This window comes from Volucribacter amazonae (assembly GCF_029783845.1).
Taxonomy (GTDB): Bacteria; Pseudomonadota; Gammaproteobacteria; order Enterobacterales; family Pasteurellaceae; genus Volucribacter; species Volucribacter amazonae.
Genome location: NZ_LWID01000001.1, coordinates 493,321 through 507,786 on the forward strand (window position 1 = coordinate 493,321; position 14,466 = coordinate 507,786).

Annotated in this window: 11 protein-coding genes; all 11 read right to left on the bottom strand. The window is 38.7% G+C overall.

Features of this window, described 5'->3' with window-relative positions; genetic code table 11:
- Positions 1-88: 88 nt before the first annotated feature.
- Entirely contained in the window at positions 89-358 is a 270-nt protein-coding gene (gene rpsO / locus A6A20_RS02465; RefSeq protein ID WP_279571980.1) for a 30S ribosomal protein S15, read from the bottom strand.
- A 544-nt stretch (positions 359-902) separates the two neighbouring features.
- Positions 903-1,196, bottom strand: coding sequence for a hypothetical protein (locus tag A6A20_RS02470; protein ID WP_279571981.1), 294 nt, complete (start codon positions 1,194-1,196; stop codon positions 903-905).
- 40 nt (positions 1,197-1,236) lie between these two features.
- Positions 1,237-6,837, bottom strand: coding sequence for a TipJ family phage tail tip protein (locus A6A20_RS02475; RefSeq protein ID WP_279571982.1), 5,601 nt, complete (start codon positions 6,835-6,837; stop codon positions 1,237-1,239).
- 9 nt (positions 6,838-6,846) lie between these two features.
- A complete protein-coding gene (locus A6A20_RS02480) occupies positions 6,847-7,476 on the bottom strand; it encodes a tail assembly protein (protein ID WP_279571983.1) in 630 nt (209 codons plus the stop codon).
- Positions 7,419-8,162, bottom strand: coding sequence for a C40 family peptidase (locus A6A20_RS02485; RefSeq protein ID WP_424585403.1), 744 nt, complete (start codon positions 8,160-8,162; stop codon positions 7,419-7,421). Before A6A20_RS02485 ends, A6A20_RS02480 begins: the two co-directional genes overlap by 58 nt.
- Before the next feature lie 5 nt (positions 8,163-8,167).
- A complete protein-coding gene (locus A6A20_RS02490) occupies positions 8,168-8,881 on the bottom strand; it encodes a phage minor tail protein L (RefSeq protein ID WP_279571985.1) in 714 nt (237 codons plus the stop codon).
- Positions 8,881-9,213, bottom strand: a complete 333-nt coding sequence (locus tag A6A20_RS02495; protein ID WP_279571986.1) for a phage tail protein — start codon at positions 9,211-9,213, stop codon at positions 8,881-8,883. The genes A6A20_RS02490 and A6A20_RS02495 overlap by 1 nt, the downstream gene beginning before the upstream one ends.
- Complete coding sequence (locus tag A6A20_RS02500; RefSeq protein WP_279571987.1) at positions 9,214-12,549, bottom strand: tape measure protein; 3,336 nt, start codon at positions 12,547-12,549, stop codon at positions 9,214-9,216.
- Between the two features lie 57 nt (positions 12,550-12,606).
- Positions 12,607-12,876, bottom strand: a complete 270-nt coding sequence (locus tag A6A20_RS02505; protein WP_279571988.1) for a hypothetical protein — start codon at positions 12,874-12,876, stop codon at positions 12,607-12,609.
- Positions 12,877-12,880: 4 nt separating this feature from the next.
- Positions 12,881-13,369, bottom strand: coding sequence for a hypothetical protein (locus A6A20_RS02510; RefSeq protein WP_279571989.1), 489 nt, complete (start codon positions 13,367-13,369; stop codon positions 12,881-12,883).
- 112 nt (positions 13,370-13,481) lie between these two features.
- Entirely contained in the window at positions 13,482-14,411 is a 930-nt protein-coding gene (locus A6A20_RS02515; RefSeq protein ID WP_279571990.1) for a phage antirepressor N-terminal domain-containing protein, read from the bottom strand.
- Between the last annotated feature and the right edge of the window lie 55 nt (positions 14,412-14,466).

Here is a 14,466-nt window from a genome sequence, read left to right on the forward strand (position 1 = left end):
AAAAAATCTGCTCCTTAATCTGTTGGTTAGTTAGTCCAACTTTTGGGGGGCAGATCACTTAAGGGGCTTTTTTTATTTAGTAAAATAATTAACGACGTAATCCTAAACGAGCAATAGTGCTAGTATAGAGTTCTAAATTAGTACGTTTTAAGTAATCTAATAATTTACGACGACGAGAAACCATGCGTAATAAACCACGACGACCATGGTGATCTTTTTTATGCTCTGCAAAATGCCCTTGTAAATGGTTAATTTGTGCAGTTAGTAACGCAATTTGTACTTGGGCAGAACCTGTATCTTTGCTGTCACGACCAAATTCTGCAACGATTTCTGCTTTTTTTTCTACGCTTAGAGACATTTTTTACTCCTAATAAATTGAGAGTGTTAATCATACATCTTTCGCCGATCTCTAGTTCAGCGAAGACAAAGGAATGGCTATTTTACAATTTCATCTATAAAATGCAAGCTACTTTTTAAGTTATGCAAAAATAGGAATATTCTGGAAATATCTAAGGACTGATCAATCGTAATTTTGTTATCTAAAATAAGAAACTTAGAAAATAAAAAAGCCGTAAGTTATTGATTTTCATACTTTTACTTACGACTTAATAGAACTTGATGGCGGAGGAAGTGAGATTCGAACTCACGGAGGGCGTAAACCCTCGCCGGTTTTCAAGACCCCTATCTTATAAATAGATGTAATTATTATTAACTTATAAATCAAAGACTTAAACACCTATTCATTATATCATTCCTTAATTATCTTACCAAGATTTAATTGTTATTTATAACTATTACGTCAAATTCTCGTCAAACATTATTAAATTTCCTATTTCAATTGATCACTTATAAAATCTCTTATTTACTAATAAAAAATAAGGGAGCCATTAGCCCCCTTTAACCTACACTACAATCTGATTACTCTCCTTTAAGTAATTATAAATCCGTTTTAGCATAATTTCACTAGGCGTTTTACCAATATCATCAGCGGTAAGTGGCTGTTCGTTAATGAGTTTGGCTTGTTCAGGATCGATATACTTATATTCGCTGATAATCGGCGTAAACTCGGTTATACTACCCTTGCTATCTTTTCCTGTACCTACGACATATTTGGCACTCATTGAGCCGTCGTCTTGGGTTGAGTAAGAAGCGATAGTTGAATACATTGGGTTTAAGATTTTGTTAAATGTTGTCATTGTGTTTTTCCTTTATTAGTTGGATTACGAATTGATTTGATTAAACTTTAGATACAAGAAAAGTAACCGTATTTGGAGATGATCCATTGTTATAAGTACGATATTTGAGTTTAAGCTCTGTATCAGCAGGAATAGTATAGTACCCCGATACCATTTTATATTCTCTTTCACCTCCACTATAAGCTATAACCTCATCACTTATAATAGCCTTGTTATTATCTACATTATCGATAAATACTTTATGATATGTTCTTCTTGTTACATTCGGATTACTTCCTGATTGTACAGAGGTGTATTTAGTACTAATCATAATAGGAATTAAAATAAGTATTCTTGTAAAAGGCATTGCTCCAATAGTTATGACTTGATTTTTATTGCAAACATACATTTTTACGACATCACCAATAATATTTTGAGCATAAATAGTGCCAGCAAAATTTCCTGTTGCCCCATTTATTACGCCGCCATTAATGGTATTTCCTTCAATTATACCTCCTTTTACCGTTGAACCTGTTAAGGTTGTACCCGAAATACTTCCTCCGACAATTTGATTACCTTCAATGGTTGTTCCTGTAATCCGTCCAGCCGTAACAGCCCCTAAATTCGCACTAATCGCTGATAAACTGCTGACATTAAGTAAATCAGCGGTAAGGGATTTACTGACAATGTGATTAGCGTTAATGCTGTTAGTGGCAATGTGGTTGCTGTTAATAGCACCTGCTGCAATATTATTGGCAGTTACCGCATTTGCAGAGAGTTGTTCGGTGGTAATGCTGTTGGCGACAATTGATCCGCCATGAATACTGGTAACACCGCTATTCTTCCATTGAGTAGGGGCATTTACGCCGGTGGGAACTTCCTCTAATTGTGGGCGTCCTATGTACACGTCAGGATTAGTTCCGTTCCAACTAACCACCCTAAATGCCAGTCTTACCCAACCGCTATTTGGTGCTGTGAATTTTAAAAAGTATCTTGGTGCAGTAGCAAAGCCATTAATAAACGAACCTCCTACGTTACTATCTGTATTGCCGTTACTACGTACCAAAGGATTGCTTTGGGCTAATAATTTAGTGTATGTAGTTTCATTCGCATATTCCTCTACCAACAACATTCCCTCACATCTCAAGCATTGAAAATAACCACTAAAGATATAAGTTTTACCTCTACTTACTCTCATTACAATAGCCATAGGATCATATCGTCCGGTAGTATTCACTGTGCCATTAAACCTAGTCATTGATACCTTTTCAGTAGGTAAAGCATCTTTAACCGTCCAATTATTATCCCCCTCACTTCTGAACGTTCTAGTAACAGTACCGGTATAAGTGCCTTTACTTTCTTTCCAACCATAACCATCATTGGCAAAAATAGGGTTAGGTATAATGTTACCACCTAAACCTACGGCTAACTTCTCTGCACTAATTGCATCTGCGGCTAGATGCTCGGCTCTAATCGCCCCGGCTTGGATTTGGGCGGACGTAATACTGTTTGCAACAATATGGCTCGCATTAATTGAATTGGTGGCTATTTTGCTTGAAGTAATAGCATTACTTGCTATTTTATCTGCGGTTACGGTTCCGCTAGCAATCAAGTCTCCTTTTAAGAAAATCTTAGCACTACCACTAATGGCTTTAACTTCAAAAGGTGCTGTATTATTGCCACTGGTTGGATCAATCAACAATAGCTTATTTGTAGCGAGTACAATCTCACTAGCGATTTCATTAGCGTTGAGCGTTATCCCTGCTAACACTTTCTTACCGTTGCTAACCGTCTGAATCTTTACACCGTAAATACTTTGTACTTTTCCGCTTGTATCGCTAACCGTTTTTTGTAGGTTTGAGACAGTAGCTGACTGTGCGGATTGTCTGCTTTCTAAGTTAGTTATTTTGCTTGTTGCTGTTGATAATTGCTGTGTTATAGCTGTATTTTGTGTTGTTTGTGTTTCTTTCAACGTTTTAATATCAGCACTAACTGCATCTAACAACTTAGTATCTGTGTCCTCTGGTGCTTTCGTCCATTCTGTAGTAATGTTACCAATCTCTAATTGTGGATAGCCCACAATAGCATCAAAATTGGCTAATCTATTCTGCACATAAACATCAATAGTTCTAATTGTTTTGTTACCTGCAACTTTATAGCTTTTTGAGATACGCCCTTTAATGCTAGTAGGTAATACATTGGTTTCACCATTTGAAAAGACTTCTACCCATTGAGTGGTATTGTCTGTGTATCTGATACCAACACATAGACCTATGCGGTTACTAGATAAATATGTAGTACTACCTTTAAAGTTTGAGTATTCAATATAAATTGATACTGTTAAATCTAAAGGCGTGTTATTCATATATTCAACAATATACGGGCTTACTTCTAGTTTCGCTAAATCTCTACCAGTATATTTATCAAAAATAACTTCCGATCCAAGTATTAAATTACGTCCACCAATTTTAATATTATCTAAACGTGAACTTAAATTCTCAATACTTTTAGCTTGTGTACTATTATTATCACTAACCGTTTTTTGTAGGTTTTGGATATTGCTTGTTACGTTATTAACTGTTGTGCTTAAACCGTTATATTTTTCAGTAATAGCTTTGTTGTTTTCACTAATACTATTTTGTAACGCTGTTACATTACCTTTTACACCTGCTAATTCTGTATTTAATGAATTAATACTTTGTGCTTGTGTTGAAGTATCATTAGCAATAGCACTAACGCTTTGTTGTAACCCTGCGATATTTTGTTTATTCGTTTTGGATTGGGCTGTAAGTGTTTTAATGCTTTCAGCAGTATTCTTGTTAGCTGTTTCTAAATTCGTGATTTTAGTACCGATTGATCTAGCTGTAGTAGTTAAACTGTTGCTGACCTGTTGCACACTATTTTTTACGCTATTTAAATCATTAGGAAATGTTTCACTTATATAGGTATCCATTTCATTTAATGAATTAACTAAATCAGTACTTAAACCCTGTAAGCTAATTTTAGGCAATTTTGTTGTAGGTATCTCGCCTGTAATGTTGTTAAATGTAATGGTTTCAATCTGACTTAATCCAATTTTCCCATTGATTTTACTTGCATCTATCGTATCAACATCTAAGGCTTTGTATTTATTCTCCTCTTTATTCCAAGTGTACAACTGCCCATTATAGCTAACTTGATTGTGTCCTATGTTGGTATTAACGTCTAGCTCATCAACGTATTTAATCAATTCAAGATTGCGAGCTGGTAGGGCAGTGTCGATAATGTCATTAACAATATTGCCCGATAACTTTTCGTTAAGGAAAGCTAGCTCTTGCTCAATATCTACGCCGCTTTCGCCTTTTAAGCCCTGTTGTTGGTAAAATGCCCCTGTGTTGATGCCACGCGTATGTCTTAGCCAGTAATAGCGGATTTGTTTTGCCCCGACATTATGGCTGTAACTTTTGGCAAAAACTTTGGCAATTTTGACCGCACTTGAAAGCTGATTTTTTGCTGAGGCAAAAATCTCTGTTTGGGTAAATTCATCAATATAATCCCATTCAAGACTAATGTCGCTTAATCCCCCAGTAACCCGCACGCCTGTAGGCATAGGTGGCTTATCTACGGTAAAGCTCTCGATTTTTTCGTTAATAAGCTGGCCGTCTTCGTTTTTCGCCGCAATCACTAAACGATATTCACCATTAGGTAAATCTTCCAACGTGAGATTTGGGGTATTTAAACCGAGTTTGACATCATACAGGCTGCCGTCTTTATAAATCCGTACATCATATTTTACGCTACCTAATCCACTACTGGTGGTGGCGGTTACAGCAATCGCCCCATTTTCTGCGGTGCCAATATAAAGTTGTTGTAATTGTGGGGCTGTCAATAAAGTGGTTTTCTTAGGTTCAAAAAATGCCCCGTTATCCACAATCGCTTCTTTTTGTGGCTCGTGCTGTAAGGCGGTAATACGGTATTTGCCTTTTTCTTCCTCGCTAATGGTTAAGGCTCGAAATAATTGCGAGCTGACTTGTTGGCTAGTGAGCGTCCATATCCCTTGCTCCTGTAAGCCTGTAGGCGGGCTATCAAGGGTAATTTGTTTACCCGCCACCGCTAATATTTTGATATTAACGGATTTTGCTGAGGAATTAATATAATTAAAATAGCTTTCCCCTTGTGGATCAATTTCACGATCAAGGGTAACCATTCGCCCATTCACTGCAACCACACGTCCGCCAATGTCTGTACCCGCAAAATGGCTATCCGCAACTTGGATAATATCGCCGGGGATATGCATTAAGCCTTCCGCCCCTACACTAAAGGTAACGGTTTTGGTTTCTAATTTCTCTGTTTGTAAAATCCATAAACCTGTGCGGTGGGCTTGTCCTCGGCTCGTACAACCAAAGGCAGTGATTTTTTTCAGGTTTAAGCCGTAACGGCGAATACTTTCATCATCAGACACATATTCAATGGTTTTTTCGTAATTATTCGTGGCATCGGCATATTCCACTTGTAACGCATTATGACGGGCTTTCATTGCCGAATATTGATAACTAAACTCGCCATTAAGCACATTGGCATTAGTATAAGTCCAAACAGGATCGGCAGGGCGATCCATAATGACGGTGAGTTCACGCCCATTCCATACTGGCATTGCACGAAAAATTGAGCAAATATCATTAATCACTTCATAGGCTGAGCGTTGTTCAGTGATCCATGCATTACAGGTAAAACGTGGCTCTTGTCCGCCAAAACCGTCTGGCACAAGCTGATCGCAATATTGTGCCACTTGATATAATGCCCATTTATCTACGCCGAAATCCCCTAAGCGTTGCCCTAAGCCGTAACGTTTATTGGTTACAATATCATAAAGCACCCAAGCGGGATTATTTGTCCAAGCGATCTTAAAAGTGCCGTCCCACATGCCTTGATATTGACGTGTAATAGGATCGTAATTGCTCGGTACTTTGACCTTAATGCCAAGCACCTCATAAGTGCGGTTAGGTATTGAGCTAAAATATTCGGAATCAAAATTCATTCCCACCACCGCCGTATTAGGGTAGGTAAATTCTGTATCAATAATTTCCGTATAACTGGCCCAAAGGGTATTATTTTGTAAACGTTGTGATTGACTATCCGCAGTGATTCGCTCCACTTTCACACGAAACGGCACAGGGGGCAAATCCTGATAAACAAATTGGCGTAAATATTGTGAACTATATTTGCCATGAATACTCACTGAGTAGCTTTTATCGCCAATGCTTATTTTCAAGTCCACATGGGTAGGATTAGTATCGCCCTGATCGTTTTGAGCAAATAAAGATTGTACCCCTAAGGTTAAGCGTAAACGGGTTACCTTGTTATCAGTAATAGTACGGGTAATCGGCGTGGTTTTACGAACTTGCGTTCCTACCGACACTTCTTTCTCAGAAGTATCAAATCCCGTTAAAATATCTTGATCTTGGCTACCAATTCGCCCCTCGGCGACCACGTTTTCAAAGTTATAGCTGTCATCGCTCGCTTGAATAGGGGTGTTATCTAAAAAGACAGATTTTACCCCATCAACAAGCCCCTGAATTTCTCCCTCTGAAATAATCTCAACAATCTTAACCTTCTGTTTAGAACGTCCGCTTTCTTTGGCTTCCACTGGCGTACGACCGCCACCACCTTGACTACCGCCCATATTCTCTCCTTAACTTATCTTTATTTGACCTTTTCTAAAACCCACTGAGGAATTATCTTGTGTTGCTGAGTCAACATCATAGGTTTCTACCCCTTGCGAAATAACTAATGAGCCGGTACGAATTTGCCCATAAGCCAATGGCACCATTTTGCCCTGTGCCACCATATTGCTAAGATTGGAAAAAGAGGTAGAACGTGTTTTTTCCGTATCATTGCCGTTATTGCTCATATTAGGGGTTTTTGTTAGCATTTGTGCTACCCCTCCGACTAATAACCCAACTCCTAAAGTACCTATTGCCGCTCCAACACCTGTCCAAGAAAGAGCAAAGCCTACGACAACCATTATTGCTCCTACAATGGTTTGAAATATTCCTATGCCAGATTTTTTTGCTCCTTTTAATACTGGCGTAAAATGCACTGTCATATTGTCTTTTAAACGGTAAAACATCCCTTTTTCAAGAAAACGATTATCCAGATAATCCTTACCGATACGGATTTTAAATAACCCCTGTTGCATAAACTGACGTAATGCCGGATTTTGCGTGGTTAATGCGCGGATAATCTCAGCGACATTCTGACAATCTAAGCAGAATACTGTGCCAAACTGTTTAAGGGAACCGTAAAATCTAACCTTGACCATTGTCTAAATCTCCAAATGCTATGAGTATGCTTTAACCAATACCCATCGTATAAATCGCGTTTTGATAAACGCTTAGGGGAATGATGTAATACCTGTTGATCGCCAAGATAAATGGCTGCGTGATTGGGGACTTCTGCCCCCACTTGCATTAAAATAATATCGCCAATTTGCACCGCACTTTCCGCTGGCAACCGCTCAAAGCCGTATTGAGTCATATTGTCTAAATACAAATTTTGTCCCGTTTCCCACCAATAATCCGCACGCTCAAAATCAGGCAATTCCTCGCCAGCTAAACGGTAAAAATCCCGAAAAAGGGAATAGCAATCCGTTACACCATGTTCAAAAGGTCGCCCTAGTAAAGGGGGGATATAGGCAAAGCGATGGACTTCATTGTTGGCAACTAACCACCAATCTAAGCCAGAATAAAGCTGCATTTGCCGATCCATCGGCGATAATCTCGGCTCGCCCTTAGGGTGGGAATGTACCAAGGCAACAATGCCATCATATTGGCTAGCTTGAATAAAGTCCTCTGGGGCAATTTCAAAAAAGTTCTCAGGGTCTTGTGCGATATTTTGACAAGGGATAAACACCTGTTGCTTGCCCCTAAAAACAACAAAACCGCAACATTCTTGCGGTTCACATTGTTTGGCATAAGCCAGTATTGTTTGTTTTAAGGCTAACATCATTCCCCCTAAGCTAATTTATTCACACTCACAAACCCACCAAAATTGGCAAGGTTACCCCGCAATTTACAGCCCGTATGAAGACGGCTACATTTATCTTTTGTCATATCAATAACAGGCTGATCTTTTTCATCGGCAACCGCAGGACCAGTGTAACCACATTCACTGCTACGATATAACCAACAACAGGTTACTGTGACTAAGCGTGAAGAAATCATCGCATTATCCGTTTCTAACGGTAAGGCTAAGGTAAAGCTCGCAATATCCTGTTTCAAGCTAGAGAGTTGCTCAATCACAAAGACACTCAACGCCTCTTGCGTAGGATCGGCTTGTGGATTCCCCTCAGCAAAATTAACCGCATCAAGATATTGGGCATAAATCAAACGCCGTCGCACAATAGCCCCAAGGCATTGTTCAAAACGCTCAATCAATCCTGTGATAAAACCATTAATATTGGCTAAGGTTAAGGTTGGACGATTGCTCGGTCCCTGCCCAGAGAGTTCAAAACCGTCCGCTTTTACCCCATAAGGCTGATAAACCTTCCCTTGCCAAGTAATAGGTTGCATCATCTGATTACTCCCCGCATAAAAGCGATAAAGTTCGCCATTGATGCCATCTCTATCCTTAAGCCCACGTAAATCCACCTCAAACAATTCCACCATAGCATCTTGTTCAAGGCGAGCTAAATCCAGTTTCATTTGGTTGGTGATGATATTGGGCATTACACAACTTCCTCAAAAGTACAATTAAACTCAATATGGGTTTTTCCCACAATTTGCCCCCATTTAGGGCAAACCACTTTGATAAGATTTTCTTTCGGTTTTTCTCGAAATAAAAAAGCGGTAACCCCGCCTTTTTTAATCAAAAACTGTTCAAACTGTTTCGCTTGTCGATGATTAAGGTTGAAGGTTAATTGATATTCCCGTAATAAAGGATTAAGTCCATCAACTTGACGTTGCTGATAACCGTCTCCAAATTGATTTACCTTGCGACGAGGTTCACTAGCTATGCTGTAACCCGGTTTAGGGCAATAAGCTAAGATCTCTAATGTCATTTATCCTCCTGATAAGAGCCCACCCGGGCGACGTTGTTTATGTAATACGGCTAAAACAGCAGCTTCTAACTCTCTTCCCAATGTTGCGGCTTGTTGAGCCTGTTGTTTAGTATCACTCTCTTCATTACCTGACTTATCAATATTGATCGTAATATTCACTTGCGAAGTTGTTTGCCCATTTGATGGGGAAAAATTTGTATTTTGACGAGGGACAGCAGGGATTGCGATACCTCCCCCAGTGGCAAAACCACGACGAGGAACAATGCCATAATTAAGCTGATCTAAAAAGCCCCGACCTAAACGAGCAGTAGCCTCTTTAGTTATCACATATTCGCCACGATGGACAATGCCCGCAGGAGCATATTTACCGCCATCTCCCGTATAACCACCACTAGCAAATCCTACACTAGAAATTTTGGTAATTAAGCCCATACCTTGTGCCATTAATGCCATACTTTTACCAATCCTTTCCGCATAGGTCATACTATCCCAATCGTTCATCACTTTTATGGCGGCACTATAAATATTGACCATACCTTCCGCAATGGCAAAGGCTTTCGCCGTAGCGAAAATGGTTTTATAAGCGGCTGATTGTTTCCCCGCAGATTGTTCCACCATGGATGCCATTTGTTCAAAGCTAGATCCTAAAGCCGATAAGCCTTCAGAATAAGCGGTCAAATCTTTTTGCTGTTGATCATATTTATAACGATCAATAATTTGCTGTTTACGCCGCTGGAATTCCTCCTCAGTCATCAACTTTTGCTCGTTGAAGGCTTGTAATAAAGCCAGTTCTTGGCTTTGCTGATTTTGTATTGCTTGATTTGGATCGTAAAGGGCTTGCATTTGATCTAATGGAGATACGGCATTTTGTGCTACAGTTTGGGCATATTGAAACTTGGCATTTTGTTTAGCTCGAGTTGCTTCCAATGAACCTAATGCGCCTGCCTTTTGCAACTCATCAATTTCTTGTGTTTGTTGATCAAGTTGGTGTTTAGCGGCAAGTTTTACATCGTATCTGGCGGCTAATTCTGCACGTTGTTTAGCATAACGTTGAACAATCAATGTTTTTGCTTGCTCTACTTCTTCATAGCTGGCTATGCTATGTTTCAATTTCTCCGCCAATTCTTGCAAAGAACGTTGTTCTTCAAGTTGAATCGTTTGCCAAGTATTTGCCCCAGTGCGTTCAAGTTGATAAAAATAATCTGTCCATTCTTTGCGTAACTCTTGCGTGGTTTTTTTGGCACTTGCTTTCAGGTTTTTACTTAATGTTTGGCTTTGTTTATCCTTTTCATACATTCCCCCTAATTGCCCCGCCATATTAAGCATAGTCTGTAAGCTCTCAGCGGAAAGATTAATGGCTTGTGCCGCACTTTCTGCCGCTTCAATATCCCCTGTGGCAATCGCTTTTAATACTTCAGCATATTCTTTACCGGTTACCCCAAGGGTTTGATAAAGCCCTGCCAGTACATAAGCCTCTTTATTATGCCCTGCGGTTTCAAGAGTTAAAATCTCAAGGCGTTGAGAAACCTCTTGTTCTTTCTCGGCTAGCTTTTTGAGAGCCTGTTCAAAATCAATAATGGCTTGCTCGCTTTGTTTGGTACTATCGGTTAACTCATCAAGGCTTAGTGGCACATTTTGAATAACCTTTTCTACCAAATCTGCTTGAATTCCCATGACTTTTAAATGTTGTTTGAACTCCTCAATGTTTTTGCCGCTACGGATAAAGGTTTTCCCCAGTTGAGTAAGCTGTTTTTCTAAAGCCGATAGATCGATATTTTGATTTTCTTTTAATTGCTCTAATTCCGCTTGCAATTTTTGGATATTTTTTAACTCTTTTTCACTGATAGGCAATCCAAATTGCCAAGCGGCTTGTTGAATGATACTAATAGCTTGTTGTGTTTTTTTGATTTGTTCTTCGTAGTTTTCTAACTGTTCTAATTGTTGATGAATCTTTAAGTTTAAAGCGGATTCAGTCAAGTTGTCGTAACTTTCCGCTAAACGATCATTGGCACTGGCAGTATCAAGTGCCTGTTCTCTGGCTTGTTTGGCTTGATAAACAAAAGAAACTAAAGCCCCTATTGCAATAGTTGCTGCTCCAGCGGGTCCACCTATTAAGCCCATTGCGGCTTGTAGACCTTTAGTGGCTCTAGTCGCTAATACTTTCGTATAGGTAAGATTTTGCTGAGCTAGCGTTTCTGCATCTGTGAGCTGTTTTATCCGCACGCTTTGAGCTTCTATTTGATGACGAATAGCAATTCTTTGCTGTTCTATTGTGCTTAATCTTAGCTGTCTTTCTAAAAGGCGTTGTGTTGATTGTGCTTCTTTTAATTCTGCTTGAACCTTATTGTGAATTGCCTGCGCCTCTTTTATTGTCTCAGACGTGTTTTTAGCGATAGCATAACTTTTTCTGACTAATGCGGCGGTATATTTCCCTATATGCCCTAAGGATAAGGCGGCAATAAATAAGCCAGCCATTTTTATTGTTTCCTCTAAATTTTGGGCAACATAATCAATAGCTTCCGCAAGTTTTTGTGAAACACCATGAGCCTGATCCACTTCGCCGACAAATTTTGTCATTGCGGTGCTTAAATTACCAAAAGCGCCGTTAACCGTTAAAGCCGTTTGGCGGTGTAACTCATCAACGCTGGTTTTGGCTTTGCGTAAGCCCTCAATCATTTTCTCTGCACTAATTTCGCCTTTATCTACCATCGCCTTAAGCTGAGCAGTGGTTAAACCTAGCCCATTGGCAATGGCTTGGATTACCGCAGGGGTTTGGGTCATTAAGGAATTAAACTCTTGAGCTTTGAGCTTACCCATTAATAAAGATTGACTAAATTGAATTAACGCATTAGAAGCTGTTGCCGTGCTTGCTCCAGAAATCGCCACAGCTTTGGATACGGTCTCTGTTAAATTTGCGACATCCGCTTGATTAAGCCCCAATTGTTTGGCATTTTGTGCGAAAGTTTGATAAACCGAGGAAGTTGCTTCTACACTTTGAGCGGTTCGCATAGAAATATCAAACACATTGGCTAAGGCTTGACTTTGGGCGGTAGCTGATTCGGTAACCAATGCCATTTTATTGCGTAATTCGGTGTAGCTATCGGCTTGAGCTAACGCACTTTTGACTATATTTTTTCCAATCGTTAATTTTACAGCCCATCTTGTCCAAGAATTGGAACTATCAATGGAGTTCATTGCTTTTTCAATATTACCCAAATATTGGGTAGTGCGTTCAGAAAACTGTTTGGCTTTTTGTTGGGCTTTGTGTAAGTTTTGCTGGAATTTAACTTGATCTAAACTAAGCTGAATATTGAGATGACCTAATCCACCAGACATAATTTTCTCCATAAAAAAAGCCCGCCAAAGCGAGCTTTATATTGTTGTTAAAGATGATTATTTGATGATGATATATTTAACCCCGTTATCGGTTGGTTTCGACAGATCTTTTTTTATTTTTTGCTGCAACCAATAAGAGAAAGTACTTAAACCAATCAGTAGTGCCACTAAAAAGAGACCTGCCACTTTTAATATCGTCCAGAAAAGTTCTGAATCTTTTACCATAACCCACAAAACAAAACCACAAAAATAGAGGAAAAAAAACACTATAATAAAAAAGCAAATATTCAGTATTTTGCAAGCACATTTATCAATAAATTCTAACATCACTTTATCCTCTCTGTTGTTCTTCATTAGGTTTAACATAAGTAACTTTAACATTGATGATAAGGGGATTTTCTTCTTTTTTGCTACTTTGTACTTTTTGAGGGGCATTAGCACAAAACTCTTCCAATAGCGTTGTTACTTCTTCAGCAGTCATATCGGGAGAATTGGCTAATTTTCTTTCCAGTTCTAATGCTCTTTCCTCAAGTTTTTGTTGTCTGATTTGGCTTTCACGTGCTATTTTAGCAAGTTGTTCAGCGTGTTTTTTATTTAGCTCTTGATGAAATTTATAATAATTAATGCCGTAATAAATAAGAGTAATAATGATCAGAGGAAGAAATCCCCATAATAAAAACTCGAGATATTCACTTTGTTTTAATACAACAGAATAGACAACAATGCCAATAAAAAGCAAAGCAACGATAGAAAAACCGATAAAGACACATAAAAAGGCAAAATTCGTTGACTTAAAAAGAAAATCATAGAATTTATCCATTGCTCTTCTCCTTTGTTTTTTTGATTAGCTTTACTTAACATTAGCAAAGTTTAAATAGTTTATCAATCTCATCTTTAACCGCACCGAAGTGCGGTCGATTTTCAAAAAATTTCTAGTATTTTGCTATCATTCTTACTCTAGGCTTTATTTCCTCTAGTAAGCCATTTTTAATTTGATATTCTCGCAAGTATTTTTCGCCCACATCTAAGACAGCATTAAATTCAGCTCTGACATCATAGGCTATGGCGGCAAGATCGTTTCTGGTATAACGATCTATCTTTAATAACTCAAAAAGCGTTCTATGCAGTGTTTCTGTTTTTTCACCGAGTTTCTTCGCCAAGCGAGTATGTTTCATAATACCGAGAAAAATAGAGTAGGGCAGTTGAATCATCTCTGTATTTTGTTGTTCAACGATTAGCTCGCCCTCTAATGGCAACCTTGCCAATAAGCTCACTGCCTCCACAAACTGTTCATCATCAATGTCTTTATAAGACTTACCAAAATGCGTTTTTAACGCAGACCATTGGGTTATTGCCCCTTTGGCTTGCTTGTCTTTCGGCAACCGTTTTGTGCGATCCATTACCAAATCTTTTAAAAACAGTTGGTGTTCTTTCGTGAGTTTTTGTGGTTTAATTTCTCTTTTAGCTTCGCCTTTAAACCAATAATCATGTAGAGCTTGGTAGCACTCTTTTTTATATTTAATTAAGGTTTCTCTAATTTCTAGTTTAACTCTTTTTGTATCAATGCCAAACAACCAACCGTTTAGGTATTGGATTGGTAGGCAAAGTGTTTGTTGTTCTCCACCATTTGAAGGTGTTGTTATGATGACAACACCTTGCGAAAGCACTTCGTCACGCTTAATTCTTGAATATTGAGCAGCCCAATCTAAACCAATATTTTCACATATAGGACGCATAGCAACATAATGAATGTTGTTTTGTTCAATGGTTAAAAGTATTTGGTTGTGGAAATTGACAGTTTTAACTGCACGTTTATGGGTAGAAATGTTTTGAATTTCTGCTGATAAAGTAGTATTATTCATAATTGAATCTCCTAGATGCTAATTAGAGGTTTCTTCGTAAGCCTTAATGGTTGCC

Excerpts from the sequence above, each read along its gene's own strand:
- rpsO (WP_279571980.1), bottom strand. The coding sequence starts at position 358 with ATGTCTCTAAGCGTAGAAAAAAAAGCAGAAATCGTTGCAGAATTTGGT.
- A6A20_RS02470 (WP_279571981.1), bottom strand. The coding sequence starts at position 1,196 with ATGACAACATTTAACAAAATCTTAAACCCAATGTATTCAACTATCGCT.
- A6A20_RS02505 (WP_279571988.1), bottom strand. The coding sequence starts at position 12,876 with ATGTTAGAATTTATTGATAAATGTGCTTGCAAAATACTGAATATTTGC.
- A6A20_RS02495 (WP_279571986.1), bottom strand. The coding sequence starts at position 9,213 with ATGACATTAGAGATCTTAGCTTATTGCCCTAAACCGGGTTACAGCATA.
- A6A20_RS02510 (WP_279571989.1), bottom strand. The coding sequence starts at position 13,369 with ATGGATAAATTCTATGATTTTCTTTTTAAGTCAACGAATTTTGCCTTT.
- A6A20_RS02490 (WP_279571985.1), bottom strand. The coding sequence starts at position 8,881 with ATGCCCAATATCATCACCAACCAAATGAAACTGGATTTAGCTCGCCTT.
- A6A20_RS02485 (WP_424585403.1), bottom strand. The coding sequence starts at position 8,162 with ATGATGTTAGCCTTAAAACAAACAATACTGGCTTATGCCAAACAATGT.
- A6A20_RS02480 (WP_279571983.1), bottom strand. The coding sequence starts at position 7,476 with ATGGTCAAGGTTAGATTTTACGGTTCCCTTAAACAGTTTGGCACAGTA.
- A6A20_RS02475 (WP_279571982.1), bottom strand. The coding sequence starts at position 6,837 with ATGGGCGGTAGTCAAGGTGGTGGCGGTCGTACGCCAGTGGAAGCCAAA.
- A6A20_RS02515 (WP_279571990.1), bottom strand. The coding sequence starts at position 14,411 with ATGAATAATACTACTTTATCAGCAGAAATTCAAAACATTTCTACCCAT.
- A6A20_RS02500 (WP_279571987.1), bottom strand. The coding sequence starts at position 12,549 with ATGTCTGGTGGATTAGGTCATCTCAATATTCAGCTTAGTTTAGATCAA.